Source organism: Pseudomonas sp. NCCP-436 (assembly GCF_019656335.1).
GTDB lineage: Bacteria > Pseudomonadota > Gammaproteobacteria > Pseudomonadales > Pseudomonadaceae > Aquipseudomonas.
The window spans coordinates 108,817-122,476 of sequence record NZ_BPLZ01000011.1 but is presented as its reverse complement, the minus strand read 5'-3'; the positions used below and the strand labels follow the sequence as shown (position 1 = coordinate 122,476).

General features: G+C 59.6%; 13 protein-coding genes, 4 tRNA genes and 3 pseudogenes. 7 read left to right on the top strand and 13 right to left on the bottom strand.

What is annotated here, in order from left to right:
• Positions 1 to 130: 130 nt before the first annotated feature.
• Positions 131 to 756 (bottom strand): annotated as a pseudogene (locus NCCP436_RS12810) (IS3 family transposase); the annotation flags it as partial.
• Positions 757 to 835: 79 nt separating this feature from the next.
• Here NCCP436_RS12810 and NCCP436_RS12805 point away from each other — a divergent pair.
• A pseudogene (locus NCCP436_RS12805) lies at positions 836 to 1,195 on the top strand (tyrosine-type recombinase/integrase); the annotation flags it as partial.
• Positions 1,196 to 1,338: 143 nt separating this feature from the next.
• Here NCCP436_RS12805 and NCCP436_RS12800 read toward each other — a convergent pair.
• From NCCP436_RS12800 to NCCP436_RS12770, 7 genes and pseudogenes are all read right to left on the bottom strand, one after another.
• Positions 1,339 to 1,425, bottom strand: a tRNA-Leu gene (locus tag NCCP436_RS12800).
• Positions 1,426 to 1,544: 119 nt separating this feature from the next.
• Positions 1,545 to 1,618, bottom strand: a tRNA-Cys gene (locus tag NCCP436_RS12795).
• Between the two features lie 42 nt (positions 1,619 to 1,660).
• Positions 1,661 to 1,736, bottom strand: a tRNA-Gly gene (locus NCCP436_RS12790).
• A 65-nt stretch (positions 1,737 to 1,801) separates the two neighbouring features.
• Entirely contained in the window at positions 1,802 to 2,362 is a 561-nt protein-coding gene (pgsA, locus tag NCCP436_RS12785) for a CDP-diacylglycerol--glycerol-3-phosphate 3-phosphatidyltransferase (RefSeq protein WP_220804383.1), read from the bottom strand.
• Between the two features lie 33 nt (positions 2,363 to 2,395).
• Positions 2,396 to 4,216: an excinuclease ABC subunit UvrC gene (gene uvrC, locus NCCP436_RS12780; RefSeq protein WP_220804382.1), complete on the bottom strand. Its 1,821-nt coding sequence runs from the start codon at positions 4,214 to 4,216 to the stop codon at positions 2,396 to 2,398.
• A 2-nt stretch (positions 4,217 to 4,218) separates the two neighbouring features.
• Positions 4,219 to 4,853: pseudogene (gene uvrY / locus NCCP436_RS12775) on the bottom strand (UvrY/SirA/GacA family response regulator transcription factor).
• 150 nt (positions 4,854 to 5,003) lie between these two features.
• Positions 5,004 to 5,091 (bottom strand) — tRNA-Ser (locus NCCP436_RS12770).
• 132 nt (positions 5,092 to 5,223) lie between these two features.
• Between NCCP436_RS12770 and NCCP436_RS12765 the strand changes: the two genes are divergently transcribed.
• The 6 genes from NCCP436_RS12765 (at position 5,224) to NCCP436_RS12740 (ending at position 8,382) form a co-directional block, all read left to right on the top strand.
• Complete coding sequence (locus NCCP436_RS12765; RefSeq protein ID WP_220804381.1) at positions 5,224 to 5,892, top strand: Bax inhibitor-1/YccA family protein; 669 nt, start codon at positions 5,224 to 5,226, stop codon at positions 5,890 to 5,892.
• Positions 5,893 to 6,016: 124 nt separating this feature from the next.
• Positions 6,017 to 6,409, top strand: coding sequence for a sulfurtransferase complex subunit TusD (gene tusD / locus NCCP436_RS12760; protein WP_220804380.1), 393 nt, complete (start codon positions 6,017 to 6,019; stop codon positions 6,407 to 6,409).
• Complete coding sequence (gene tusC, locus NCCP436_RS12755) at positions 6,409 to 6,768, top strand: sulfurtransferase complex subunit TusC (RefSeq protein ID WP_220804379.1); 360 nt, start codon at positions 6,409 to 6,411, stop codon at positions 6,766 to 6,768. The genes tusD and tusC overlap by 1 nt, the downstream gene beginning before the upstream one ends.
• A complete protein-coding gene (tusB, locus tag NCCP436_RS12750) occupies positions 6,768 to 7,067 on the top strand; it encodes a sulfurtransferase complex subunit TusB (RefSeq protein WP_220804378.1) in 300 nt (99 codons plus the stop codon). Before tusC ends, tusB begins: the two co-directional genes overlap by 1 nt.
• A complete protein-coding gene (locus NCCP436_RS12745; RefSeq protein ID WP_220804377.1) occupies positions 7,064 to 7,399 on the top strand; it encodes a TusE/DsrC/DsvC family sulfur relay protein in 336 nt (111 codons plus the stop codon). Before tusB ends, NCCP436_RS12745 begins: the two co-directional genes overlap by 4 nt.
• On the top strand, positions 7,396 to 8,382 hold the full coding sequence (locus NCCP436_RS12740; protein WP_220804376.1) for a glycosyl transferase family protein: 987 nt from the start codon (positions 7,396 to 7,398) through the stop codon (positions 8,380 to 8,382). Before NCCP436_RS12745 ends, NCCP436_RS12740 begins: the two co-directional genes overlap by 4 nt.
• Positions 8,383 to 8,444: 62 nt before the next feature.
• On the opposite strand, the gene cysG is transcribed toward NCCP436_RS12740, so the two are convergent.
• The 5 genes from cysG to lolA form a co-directional block, all read right to left on the bottom strand.
• Positions 8,445 to 9,836, bottom strand: a complete 1,392-nt coding sequence (gene cysG, locus NCCP436_RS12735) for a siroheme synthase CysG (RefSeq protein ID WP_220804375.1) — start codon at positions 9,834 to 9,836, stop codon at positions 8,445 to 8,447.
• Positions 9,837 to 9,914: 78 nt separating this feature from the next.
• A complete protein-coding gene (gene serS / locus NCCP436_RS12730) occupies positions 9,915 to 11,195 on the bottom strand; it encodes a serine--tRNA ligase (RefSeq protein ID WP_220804374.1) in 1,281 nt (426 codons plus the stop codon).
• Positions 11,196 to 11,273: 78 nt separating this feature from the next.
• Positions 11,274 to 11,654, bottom strand: coding sequence for a fluoride efflux transporter CrcB (gene crcB / locus NCCP436_RS12725; RefSeq protein WP_220804373.1), 381 nt, complete (start codon positions 11,652 to 11,654; stop codon positions 11,274 to 11,276).
• Complete coding sequence (locus NCCP436_RS12720; RefSeq protein WP_220804372.1) at positions 11,651 to 12,976, bottom strand: replication-associated recombination protein A; 1,326 nt, start codon at positions 12,974 to 12,976, stop codon at positions 11,651 to 11,653. Before NCCP436_RS12720 ends, crcB begins: the two co-directional genes overlap by 4 nt.
• A gap of 3 nt (positions 12,977 to 12,979) precedes the next feature.
• The gene (gene lolA / locus NCCP436_RS12715) at positions 12,980 to 13,606 is read right to left on the bottom strand and encodes an outer membrane lipoprotein chaperone LolA (RefSeq protein ID WP_220804371.1); all 627 of its coding nucleotides are present in this window, start codon (positions 13,604 to 13,606) and stop codon (positions 12,980 to 12,982) included.
• Positions 13,607 to 13,660 lie beyond the last annotated feature (54 nt).

Sequence of the window (13,660 nt, the reverse complement as noted above, 5' to 3'; positions counted from 1 at the left end):
AGCACCAGGCCGGCGGCCTCTCGCTTGAACTCGGGCGTAAAGGAACGACGTTGTTTGGTCATCAGACACCTCTCTATGGCAAGCATTCTCGCCCTAAATGGATGTCCGGGATCAGTAGACCACTACACTCCAGGCGGTTGGGCGAAGCCACCGTCGGCTTACCGCCGTAATAACCGGGGCGCCGACGATAACCAGTCTGCGAACGCAGCCCCTCCATCCGCATCAGGCGAGCCACGCGGTGCCGGCCACAGGACTCGCCCAGCTCACGCAGGTCGTCGTGGATCTTGCGGTAGCCGTAGACCCCGCCGCTTTCAAGCCAGGCATGCTTGATCAATCCGAGCAGGCGCTGATCCTCCTTCTCGCGTGCGGATTTCGGCTCGGCCAGCCAGGCGTAGTAACCGCTGGGATGTACCTGGAGGGTCTGGCAGAGACGCCGTACCGGGTACTCCACCGACAGTTTGCTGATGACGGCGTACTTCAGCCGGACTCCTTGGCAAAGTACGCGGCGGCCTTTTTTAGAATGTCTCGCTCTTCGGTCACCCGCTTGAGTTCCGCGCGCAAGCGACGCAGCTCGGCCAGCTGATCATCTACCTGCTGCCGCTGTGCTTGGGGTTTGCTATAGCGCTTTACCCAGACGTACAGGCTGTGCGCGGACACGCCTAGACGCTCCGCCACATCGGCAACGCGCAAACCGCGCTCCGTGACTTGCTTGACCGCTTCGATCTTGAATTCTTCGGGGTAACGCTGGTTGCTCATGGCACCTCCTGATGGGCCTCATTATGAGGCTTGGAGGTGTCTACGGAACTAGGGGCGATTCATAGGCCTGCGAGACGCGATGGATTTCGTCTATCTCACAGGTCAGCGCCCTGGTGACACGCTGCGACTAGACGAGCGAGATATCAAAGATGGCTACCTGCATGTCAGACAATCGAAAACAGGGGCAAAGCGCCGTATCGAAGTCGCAGGCGAGTTGTCACCGCTGCTGGATAGAATTAAAGCTAGGAAAGCCACTTACAAAGTACGTTCAACCAAGCTAGTTGTGGCCGAGGATGGCGCACCAATGACGCAAGCAATGCTGCGCTCTCGCTTCGACAAGGCCAGAGAGGCCGCAGGCATTGAAAAAGCAGAGTTCCAACTACGAGATCTGCGGGCTAAGGCAGGAACCGACAAAGCGGAATCCAGCGGCGACATTTTGCAAGCAAGAGACCAGCTAGGCCATACGACAGTGGTTATGACCGAGCATTACATCAGAGATCGTCGAGGGAAAAATCACGCCAACACGATAAATTGCGGACCAAACCATACAGCCGCGAAAAACCGTAAGTGCTTGATTTTAAATGGTGCCCGAAGCCGGACTCGAACCGGCACGCCCTTGCGAGCGAGAGATTTTAAGTCTCCTGCGTCTACCGATTTCGCCATTCGGGCGGTAGCGCTGAATAAGGCGCTGGACTATATACAGCCGGCCAGCAACCCGCAAGACATGCAAAGTACGATATGAAACGAAAAAGGCCTCGCAATCAGTGATATACGAGGCCTTTCTAATTTGGAGGCTGAGGTCGGAATCGAACCGGCGTTCACGGATTTGCAATCCGGTGCATAACCACTCTGCTACTCAGCCTTAACTTTAATGAAACGCCTTAAATGGCGAATCATTTGAATCTGGAGCGGGAAACGAGACTCGAACTCGCGACCCCGACCTTGGCAAGGTCGTGCTCTACCAACTGAGCTATTCCCGCTTGTCTTGTCGACGGGCGCCATTCTATAGAATCGAATGACGCCGTCAAGCCTTTGATTCAAAAACTTATTTCTTTTTTGAGGTAATGCTCAGATGCGGCCAGGCAGCCAACAGATACTGCAGCATCGACCATAGCGTCAGCACGGCAGCGATCACCAACAGAATGTAGCCGAGCACTACCCAGAAGGTGAACTCTGGCGGGTTGCCCAGCAGGATAACCAGCGCCAGCATTTGTGCTGCGGTTTTCCACTTGCCCAGTCGCGATACCGCCACCTGCGCGCGCGCCCCCAATTCGGCCATCCATTCACGCAGCGCTGAGACAACAATCTCGCGTCCGATGATGGTCGCTGCTGCTAGGGTCAGCCAAAGATTGGAGTGTTCCGCTGCCAGCAGTACCAGCGCCACAGCTACCATCAGCTTGTCTGCAACCGGATCGAGGAAGGCACCGAACGGGGTGCCCTGCTGCCAACGACGAGCCAGATAACCGTCGAGCCAGTCGGTCACCGCTGCAATGGCAAACACGGCACTGGCCGCCCAATAACTCCAGGAGAACGGAAGGTAGAACAGAAGAATAAAAACCGGTATCAGCAGAACCCTGAGCACGGTCAGCGTGTTGGGGATATTCATCAGGACATCTAGGCTGCGGATTGAAATGGCATTCTACTCGCTGTGCAGAGAGGCATAAATCAGCTCAGCGAGCTTTTTGCTGATTCCCGGTGCCTTGGCGATTTCCTCGGCACTGGCCCGCGTCAACTCTTGCAGACCGCCGAAATGATTGAGCAGTTCCCTTCGACGCTTCGGGCCGATGCCCGGCACCTCCTCCAGGCTTGAGGTTCGACGAGCCTTACCCCGCCGAGCACGGTGGCCGGTAATAGCAAAACGATGCGACTCATCGCGGATTTGCTGGATCAGGTGCAATGCCGGGGAGTTTCCTGGCAGGGTGAACTCGTGTTCGGCATCGTTCAGATACAGCACCTCAAGACCAGGCTTGCGGGTAGTACCCTTGGCTACGCCAAGCAGGGTCAGATCCGGTACAGCCAGCTCCTGCAACACCTCGCGTGCCATGGCCAGTTGCCCCTTGCCTCCGTCCACCAAGAGTACATCGGGAAGCTTCCCTTCACCATCACGACCCCGCCTGAAACGTCGTGTCAATGCCTGATGCATGGCCGCATAGTCGTCGCCGGCGGTCACGCCCTCGATATTGAAACGGCGGTAGTCGGACTTGATAGGGCCTTCAGGACCGAACACCACACAAGAAGCCACGGTAGCCTCGCCGCTGGAATGACTGATATCGAAGCACTCCAAACGTTGCGGCGGTTTATCAAGCCCCAGAACCTGAGCGAGAGACTCAAAACGTTCGGCCAAATGCTGACGGTTGGCCAATCGCGCACTCAGCGCCTGCTCGGCATTGGTTACCGCCAATTGCAGCCAGCGTGCCCGGGTTCCGCGCACCCGATAACTGATAGCCAGCGCGCGCCCGCGCATCGACTCGACAGCAGCAATCAGTGTGGCAAAATCTTCATGCTGCACGTTAACAATCAGTTCGGCAGGCAGATCACGCTCGACATTGCCCAGATAGTACTGGGCGAGGAAGGCCATAAGCACATCGCCGCCCTCCTCCTCGATCGCCACCTGCGGGAAGAAGTTCTTGCTACCCAGCACACGCCCGCCGCGCACACTGATCAGGTGGATGCAGGCTCCGCCCGGGTTGAGCATCACGGCTACCACATCGACGTCGCCGCTGCCGCCTTCCATGCTCTGCTGATCCTGCACACGGCGCAACAGGGCAATCTGGTCGCGCAGCGCTGCAGCGCGCTCGAACTCCAGGGCCATGGCGGCCTGCTCCATGCTCGCAGAAAGCTCCTCGCTCAGCGCATTGCTGCGCCCTTCCAGGAACATCACTGAATGGCGCACGTCCTCGGCATATTCCTCGGCACTGACCAGGCCGACGCAAGGCCCCTTGCAGCGCTTGATCTGATATTGCAGGCAGGGGCGAGTACGGTTGCGGTAATAGCTGTCTTCGCACTGGCGCACCTGGAAGGCCTTCTGCAACAGACTGAGACTCTCTCGAATGGCCAACGCACTGGGATAAGGGCCGAAATAACGCCCCTTGGCCTTCTTCGCCCCACGGTGGATGCCCAGGCGAGGGAAGTCACCGTCCGAGAGCAGCACGTAAGGATAGGACTTGTCGTCACGCAGCAGGATGTTGTACGGCGGCCGCCACTCCTTGATCAGCGTCTGCTCCAGCAGCAACGCTTCAGTCTCGTTGGCTGTGATGGTAGTCTCGATCTGGACAATACGAGCCACCAGCGCGGAGGTTTTCGGAGCCTGACCGGTCTTGCGGAAATAACTGGCGAGACGCTTTTTAAGATTCTTGGCTTTGCCCACGTAGAGCAGCCGCCCCTGCTCGTCGAACATGCGGTAAACGCCGGGACGCCCGCTGCAAGTCGCCAGGAAAGCACTCGGGTCGAAGGCAGACATCTTCAGTTGACGGCGTCGACCATGCCGTGACGAACAGCCAGCAGCGCCAGCTCGACATCACTGCTGATGGAGAGCTTTTCGAAGATGCGATAGTGACCGTCTTAGGCGACAGACACAGCTTGTCGGAAATGTGTTGCACCTTGTGGCAATTGGCGATCATCAGCGCAATCTGGATCTCGCGCTCAGATAGCAGGTCGAACGGAGAACCTTTACTCTGCGGCTGGAAAGATTTCAGAGCCAGTTGCTGGGCGATCTGCGGGTCGATGTAGCGCTGCCCGGAGAATACCAGGCGAATGGCCTGTACCATCTCTTCCAACGCCGCACCCTTGGTCAGGTAACCGGCTGCGCCAGCTTGCAACAGGCGTGTAGGGAAGGGATCTTCTTCACATACGGTAACAGCGACAACCTTGGTTTCGGGATGGCTGCGCATTAATTTGCGGGTGGTTTCCAGGCCGCCGATACCGGGCATCTTGACGTCCATCAGCACCACGTCAGGCTTCAGTTCGCGAACCTTGAGCAGGGCCTCTTCGCCGCTGCTGGCCTCACCCACAACTTGCAGGCCGTCGATATCGGCCAGCATGCGAGTAATGCCCGTGCGAACCAGATCGTGATCGTCGACCACCAGCACCCTAATCAATCGCCACCTCGTTGCACCCAGTCAGCCGCCGTGCGACGACGGTGCAGTTGAAACTTGCCGGTAACCCTGGCAGAGGTCAGAGTCTGCCTCATCTTGGCTCAGTGGCATCAAAAAGCAAACACCAGATCTGGCATCAAAGCCAAAGGAAATTGGCGGAGGCGGTGAGATTCGAACTCACGGATAGTTGCCCATCGACGGTTTTCAAGACCGTTGCCTTAAACCACTCGGCCACACCTCCGCTGCACTGCAGCGGCGGCAATCTTACCCGAACGCAACACACTGTCAAACTCTCTGCCTTGGCAGTCTGCACGGCTCTGTTATGATCCTCTCAATTCAAATGACTGAATCTTCGAGCCTCGGGAGCCTTTCCATGCAAGAGCAAAACTACGCCGTCAACCACGCGCAGGCAGAGCAGCTGGAAGTCAGCCGTGTGCTGCGCAACACCTATGGCCTGCTGGCCATCACCCTGGCTTTCAGTGGCCTGATCGCTTTTCTTAGCCAGCGCGCCAACCTGTCCTACCCGAATTTCTTTGTGGTGTTGATCGGCTTCTACGGCCTGTTCTTCCTCACCTACAAACTGCGGGATTCAGCTTGGGGGCTGGTTTCCACCCTAGCCCTGACCGGATTCATGGGCTACACCCTTGGCCCGATTCTCAACCGCTACCTGGGCATGGCCAACGGCGCTGAAGTGATCAGCTCGGCCTTTTCCATGACGGCTCTGGTGTTCTTCGGCCTGTCCGCCTACGTACTGACCACCCGCAAGGACATGAGCTTCCTCAGCGGTTTCATCACCGCCGGCTTCTTCGTCCTGCTCGCCGCTGTGCTGGCCAGTTTCTTCTTCCAGATCACTGGTCTGCAACTGGCGATCAGCGCCGGTTTCGTTCTGTTCTCCTCGGTCTGCATCCTATTCCAGACCAGTGCAATCATTCATGGCGGTGAACGCAACTACATCATGGCTACGATCAGCCTGTACGTCTCCATCTACAACCTGTTTGTCAGCCTGCTGCAGATCTTCGGCATCATGGGCGGCGACGACTGATAACGGCTTGTCCCCCTTAAAGCCCGCTTCGGCGGGCTTTTCTTTGCCTGAACGCTGGACTGCTTTGTCTGCTTCGCCTGTCAGGCCTTATCATTGCGCCAGCTCCAACCTTGCCGGATGTGCCATGAAATTTGCCATTGCCCTGTTCGCCCCTCCCCACCAGCCCGCCTCCCGCCGGGCCTTGCGTTTTGCTCAGGCAACACTGGCCGGCGGTCATGAAATCGTTCGCCTGTTCTTCTATCAGGACGGCGTGCACAGTGCTTCTGGTAGTGTCGTCAGCCCTCAGGATGAGCTGGATCTGTCGCTGGAGTGGCGTGAGTTCGTCGCCAGCAACAAACTCGACGCCGTAGTCTGCATCGCTGCTGCGCTGCGCCGTGGCGTGCTGAATGCAGAGGAAGCGCAGCGCTACGAACGTACAGGCGCAACCCTGCAAGCCCCCTGGGCACTCTCCGGCCTGGGGCAGCTGCATGAAGCCGCACAGATGGCAGACCGTCTGGTCTGCTTCGGAGGTGTCTGATGAGTAAATCCCTGCTGATCGTCAGCCGCCAGTCGCCTTGGAGCGGCCCCAGTGCCCGCGAAGCACTGGACATCGCGCTGGCTGGCGGTGCCTTCGGCCTGCCCGTGGCCATGCTGTTTCTCGACGATGGCGTATTCCAACTACGTGCGGGGCAACAGCCTGGCCTGCTGCAGCAAAAGGATCTGGGTGCCAACCTGCGGGCGCTACCGCTGTTCGGCGTGGAGGAACTTTACGTCAGCCGCCACAGCCTGAGCGAGCGCGGCCTTGATGAGCAGGCACTGAACTTGCCGGCTCGCTCACTCGACGATGCCGAACTGACCGCCCTTTTCGACCAGTATGATCAGGTGATCACCCTCTGATGGCCACTCTTCACATCCTTTCCCATTCGCCCTACGGCGACAGCAGTCTCCGCAGTTGCCTGCGCCTGCTTGGCCGCGAGGACGCCCTGCTGCTGAGCGGCGATGCCGTCTATGCACTGCAGCCAGATTCGCAGGGCTGGCAGGCGTTGCATCAGATACCTTCCGACATTCCTCTCTACGCACTGGCCGAAGACCTCGCAGCGCGCCAGTTGCAGGCAGGTGAACGTGTGCAGGAAGTTGATTACCCAGCCTTCGTCGAACTCTGCTGCCATTACGCCAAGGTGAACAGTTGGCTATGAATACACTCCACCTTGCCGGTCGAGACATTGAACTGGACAAAGACGGCTATCTGAGCGATCTGCAAGACTGGTCACAGACAGTCGCCGAGGCGCTGGCCAGTGCCGAGGATCTGCATCTGAGCGATGAACACTGGGAAATCCTCGAACTGCTGCGCGCCTTCTACGCGGAGTTCCAGCTTTCGCCAGCCAATCGCCCGCTAATCAAGTACGTGGCGCAAAAACTGGGGCCGGACAAGGGTAACAGCCTGTATCTCAACCGCCTGTTCAAGGGCACGCCAGCCAAGCTCGCGGCCAAGCTCGCCGGCCTGCCGAAGCCGACCAACTGCCTATGAATCTCACCACTCCCGCCGAACATCCCTTTGCCCAATACGTACGCATACTCGGCAAGGGCAAGCACGGTGCGCGCGGACTGAGCCGCGAAGAAGCCCGCAACGCCATGGGCATGTTGCTGGATGGGAAGGTAGAGGACACCCAACTTGGCGCTCTTCTGATGTTGTTGCGACACAAAGAGGAAAGCGCCGAAGAGCTGGCCGGCTTTACCGAGGCAATTCGCCCGCGTCTGACAGCACCGGCCATCCCTGTAGATCTGGACTGGCCCAGCTATGCCGGGAAGAAACGCCATCTGCCTTGGTATCTGCTGGCCGCCAAAGCTCTGGCAGTCAGCGGCATACGCGTGTTCATGCATGGTGCCGGAGCCCATACCGCAGGCCGGCTCTATAGCGAACAATTGCTGACAGCACTGGAGATTCCCCGCTGCCGCAATTGGCTGGCTGTGAGAAAGGCTCTCGACCGGCACAACTTGGCCTACGCCTATCTGGGCGACTGGATGCCGGCGCTGCAACGGATGATCGACCTACGCAATACGCTAGGCCTGCGTTCGCCCATTCACTCTCTGGCCCGAGTGATCAATCCGCTGGGCGCACGCTGCAGCCTGCAGAGCATCTTCCACCCGGGCTATCAGACTGTACACCGTGAAGCCAGTCGTCTGCTGGGTGACACCGCCTTGGTAATCAAGGGCGAAGGTGGTGAGATCGAAGTCAACCCGGACGTACCCTGCCACCTTTATGGCTGCGCCGATGGCCAGGCCTGGGAAGAAGAGTGGCCTGCCCTTTCAGCCAGGCGCCAGGTCAAGCCAGAGCGCCTCGACCCGCAGTTGCTGGAAGCGTTCTGGCGTGGTGAACATGATGACAACTACGGCCAGCAGGCCGTGATCGCCACCATGGCCGTAGCGCTTCGCGGCCTGGGAATGCCCCGCAATGAGGCCTTTAGCGAGGCGCAACGACGCTGGGCCACTCGCCTCGGATCAAGGAGTTAGCTTCTCTCTTCAGCAACTCTTCGAGCCCTGGAAGCGAGCTCGGCAAATCTGCCACAGATTGGCTAAGCCTCAGAACCCCGGCAATCCTCGAACCAGGCCAGCTTATCCCGCAGGCTGACTACCTCACCGACAATCACCAGGGTAGGTGCATGCACCTCGTGCTCGGCTACCAATTGCGGCAGCGACTCCAGAGTACCGGTGAACACCCGCTGGTTCTGCGTGGTTCCCTGCTGTACCAATGCAGCCGGAGTTACACCCGGACGGCCATGAGCCACCAGTTGCCGACAGATTTCCGGCAAACCGACCAGCCCCATGTAGAACACCAGCGTCTGCCCGGGCGACACCAGGTCATGCCATGGCAGGTTGATACTGCCGTCTTTCAAATGTCCGGTGACGAAGCGTACGGACTGGGCGTAATCGCGATGAGTCAGCGGAATCCCCGCGTAAGCGGCACAACCCGAAGCAGCCGTGATACCCGGCACCACTTGAAAAGGAATGCCCTCGGCGGCCAGTTGTTCGATCTCCTCTCCGCCACGACCAAAAATGAATGGATCTCCGCCCTTAAGGCGCAGTACGCGCTTGCCCTGCCGCGCCAGGCTAATCAGCTGCTGATTGATTTGCTCCTGCGGCAGCACATGCTCGGCACGGCGCTTGCCGACGTAAATACGCTCGGCATCACGTCGACACAGCTCGATAATGGCCGGCGCCACCAGCCGGTCGTAGAGCACCACATCGGCTTGCTGCATCAGGCGCAGCGCACGGAAAGTCAGTAGATCCGGATCACCCGGACCGGCACCGACCAGATAGACTTCGCCCAGTTCCCGTGGCCCAGCACCTGCCAGATGCTCTTCCAGCAGCCGCTCGGCCTCCTCTGGTTTGCCGGCGAAAACGCTTTCGGCGACCTGTCCCTGGAATATCTCCTCCCAAAACACTCGGCGCTGCTGCACATCCGGAAGCGACTGTTTGACCCGCTGACGAAATTTCTTCGCCAGGCTAGCCAACTGACCATAGGTAGCCGGAATCCAGGTTTCTATCCTGGCTCGAATCAACCGGGCCAGCACCGGCGCATCGCCGCCACTGCTAACCGCCACCATCAGCGGCGAACGGTCGACAATTGCCGGGAAGATCACGCTGCATAGCGCCGGAGCGTCGACCACGTTGACCGGAATACCCAACGCCTGGGCCTCGGCGGAGACCCGCGCATTGAGCGATTCGTCATCAGTGGCGGCGATGACCAGCAGCACACCCTGCAGATCACTGCCGGTATAGCCACGCAGGAAGCAGCCATCAGGGCCGGCCAGTTCCTGCAACTCCTCACGGATCTGCGGGGCGACAACGCGCAGGCAGGCGCCGGCCTGGTGCAACAGACGCGCCTTGCGCAGCGCCACCTCGCCGCCGCCGATCACCAGCACCGGGCGATCCTGCAATTTGTGGAACAGCGGAAGGAATTGCATGGGTCATTCTCGCAGGAAATAAAAATACGGGGCGGCCGCAGCCACCCCGTATTATGCGCATTGTGCGTTCTAATCAGCTCAGCCGATCACTTCGATACCGCCCATGTAGGGCTTGAGCACCTCGGGCACACGAATGCTGCCATCTGCCTGCTGATAGTTCTCCAGCACCGCCACCAGGGTACGGCCTACGGCCAGGCCGGAGCCGTTGAGAGTGTGTACCAGCTCCGGCTTGCCAGTTTCTGGATTGCGATAGCGTGCCTGCATGCGCCGGGCTTGGAAATCGCCGCAGTTGGAGCAGGAAGAAATTTCGCGGTACTTGTCCTGGCTCGGAATCCAGACCTCCAGGTCGTAGGTCTTGGTCGCAGAGAAGCCCATGTCGCCCGTGCACAACGCCAGCTTGCGATATGGCAGCTCCAGAAGCTGCAACACACGCTCGGCGTTGGTAGTCATGCTTTCCAGCGCCTCGAAGGACTTCGACGGCTCGACAATCTGCACCATTTCCACCTTGTCGAACTGGTGCTGGCGGATCATGCCGCGAGTATCACGGCCGGAGGCCCCCGCCTCGCTGCGGAAGCACGGGGTATGGGCGACGAACTTCAGCGGCAACTGTTTGGCATCGAGAATTTCGCCAGCGACGATGTTGGTCAGCGAGACTTCGGCAGTGGGAATCAGGTACAAGTCGGCCTGATCTTCGCGGCCGATCCGGAACAGATCCTCCTCGAACTTCGGCAGTTGACCGGTGCCCTGCAGGGCTGGCGCCTGCACCAGGTACGGGGTGTATGCCTCCTCGTAGCCGTGCTCGCCAGTATGCAGGTTGATCATGAACTGGGCCAGGGCACGATGCAGGCGCGCGATCGGCCCACGCAGCAGCGCAAAACGGGCGCCAGACAGCTTGGCTGCAGTTTCAAAGTCCAGCCAGCCATGCTGTTCGCCGAGCGCCACATGATCCTTGATCTCAAAATCGAAGCTGCGCGGCGTGCCCCAGCGTGATACTTCGACGTTCTGCTCCTCATCTGCTCCAACCGGCACAGAATCGTGCGGCAGGTTGGGAATATTCAGCAGCAGGTTGTCAAGTTCGCTCTGGATGCTATCCAGCTCGCGCTTGCCGGCCTCGAGGTCACTGCCCAGTTGATCCACCTCAGCCAGCAGCGGGGCAATATCCTCACCACGGGCCTTGGCCTGACCGATAGCCTTGGAACGGCTGTTACGCTCGGCCTGCAGTTGCTCGGTGCGCACCTGCACCGACTTGCGCTGACTCTCCAGAGCCTCGATACGGGCCACATCGAGGACAAAGCCGCGGCTGGCCAGACGCTCGGCGATTTCGGTGAGTTGCGTGCGGACGAGTTTGGAGTCGAGCATGTTCGGGTCTCAATACATCGGCAAAAAAGGTGGCGTCCACCAGCGTGACGCGGGGGATGAGTGTAAAGCCTTAGCGGGTCATGATGCCAATCTGGCCAACAATAATCCGCACCAGGCGGCCAGCAGACCGCCCAGCACACTGCATAGCAGATAGCCCAGGCCTTCGGCCAGGCGCCCACCCTCAAGCAGCCGGAGAATCTCCAGACTGAACGAGGAGAAAGTGGTGAAGCCGCCCAGCACCCCGCTGATCAGCCCCAGACGCAGTTCTGCCGGCAGGTCGCTGCGGGCAAGGAACAAACCGGACAAAAGACCGATCAGCAGACAACCAAGCAGATTGACGACCAGGGTTCCGAGATAGATATGCCGGGACCACTGCGCTGCAGCCCAGCTGGAGACCAGAAAGCGCACCAGCGAACCGATGGCCCCCCCCATGGCAACAGCAAGAGCCACCCTGATCATGGCTGTCTCCGCCGGCGGGGACTACTGGCGTCGAGCTGGCGCAGGTGCCGAAGCTTCTCGCGAATCTTCAGCTCCAGTCCGCGCGGCACAGGATCGTAGTACTGACGTGGCTCGACGGCTTCAGGGAAATAGTCCTCGCCTGCCGCATAGGCATCTGGCTCATCATGGGCATAGCGATATTCCTCGCCGTAGCCGAGTTGCTGCATAAGCTTGGTCGGCGCATTGCGCAGGTGCAGTGGCACTTCCTGCGAGCCCAGCTCGGCGGCATCACGTTTCGCAGCCTTGAAAGCGGTGTAGACGGCATTGCTCTTCGGCGCACAGGCCAGGTAGACAATGGCCTGTGCTACGGCCAGCTCACCCTCAGGGCTGCCCAGACGTTCCTGCACGTCCCATGCGTTGAGGCACAGAGTCAGCGCCCGCGGATCCGCATTACCGATATCCTCGCTAGCCATACGCACCACTCGGCGGGCGATGTACAGTGGATCACAGCCGCCATCGAGCATGCGCGCATACCAGTACAGCGCGCCGTCCGGACTGGAGCCGCGTACCGACTTGTGCAGCGCGGAAATCTGGTCGTAGAATGCCTCGCCACCCTTGTCGAAACGCCGGCGACTATCGCCCAGCAGGTTCTGCAACAACTCCACGCCGATCTCACCGCCGTCTTCGGCCAGGTCGGCGGCATTCTCCAAGAAATTGAGCAGGCGTCGGCCGTCCCCATCGGCTGCGGCAAGCAGAATCCGGAAGCTCTCTTCAGGCAGGCTCAGCTTGCGTGCGCCCAGCCCCTTATCCTCGTTGAGTGCGCGAGCCACGAGCTTGCGCATCGCTGCCTCGTCAAGACTCTTGAGCACATATACCCGGGCTCGCGACAGCAGCGCGTTGTTCAGCTCGAAGGATGGATTCTCGGTGGTGGCACCGATAAAGATCAGCGTGCCGTCTTCCACGTATGGCAGGAAGGCATCCTGCTGACTCTTGTTGAAGCGATGCACCTCGTCAACAAAGAGGATGGTGCGACGTCCGTACTGCGTCGCATGCTGCTGGGCCACCTCCACAGCCTGGCGGATTTCCTTCACCCCCGAAAGCACGGCGGAAATGGTCTCGAAATGCGCATCGGTCACCTTGGCCAGCAGCTTTGCCAAAGTGGTCTTGCCCACTCCGGGCGGCCCCCAAAAGATCATCGAGTGCAGCGTGCCCTGCTCCAGCGCCTCGCGCAGCGGCTTGCCCGGGCCCAATACGTGCTCCTGCCCGACGTATTCCTCCAGCGTTGTGGCGCGCAAACGCGCTGCCAAAGGTTGGGCGACGGGCTGGCGGCCGAACAGATCCACGGCTTACTCCTGGATAACGTCCACGCCTTCGGGAATGTCAAAGTTGAACACCCCGTCATCGACCGGCTCGTTCATCTTCACATTGAGAAACAGGATATTGGTGCGCTGGCCAATGCTGTCGATCAGTTGCATGTCGTTAAGTACACGGCTGCGAAAGGACAGGCGCAGGCTGTCAAACAGGCTGTCACTGGCCTTGGGCCTGAGGATGAAATCCACCACGCTGCCGCCTTCCTTGTATTCGATGGAAAAGTTCTCGCGAATTTGCGAGACATCACCGGACAGCAGCAGCGCCGGCGTATGGGTCAGACGCTGGTCGAGCGACTGAATGGTGACCTGCTCCAGATCGGGATCGTACAGCCAGACCTTCTCGCCGTTGGACACCAGCAACTGCTCCATCGGCTGATCCGTGTGCCAGCGAAACAGCCCAGGTCGCTTGAGCACCAGTTGACCGGCCGTTTCCTGCAGCTGAGTGCCGCTGGCGTCGAGGCTCAATTGGGAAAAACGCGCGCTAATCGTCTCGGCCTGGCTGAGCAACTCGGTCAGGCGCATGGCCGCGGCCTCTTCTCCAGCCTGAACGGCCGGTAGGGTAAAACTCAGAACAGCCAGCATCAGCAGGCGAATGAAACGCATAGAAAACCCTCGGTTCGGCTAGGAATGGCGAGCTGCCCGGGGCAACCCGACCGA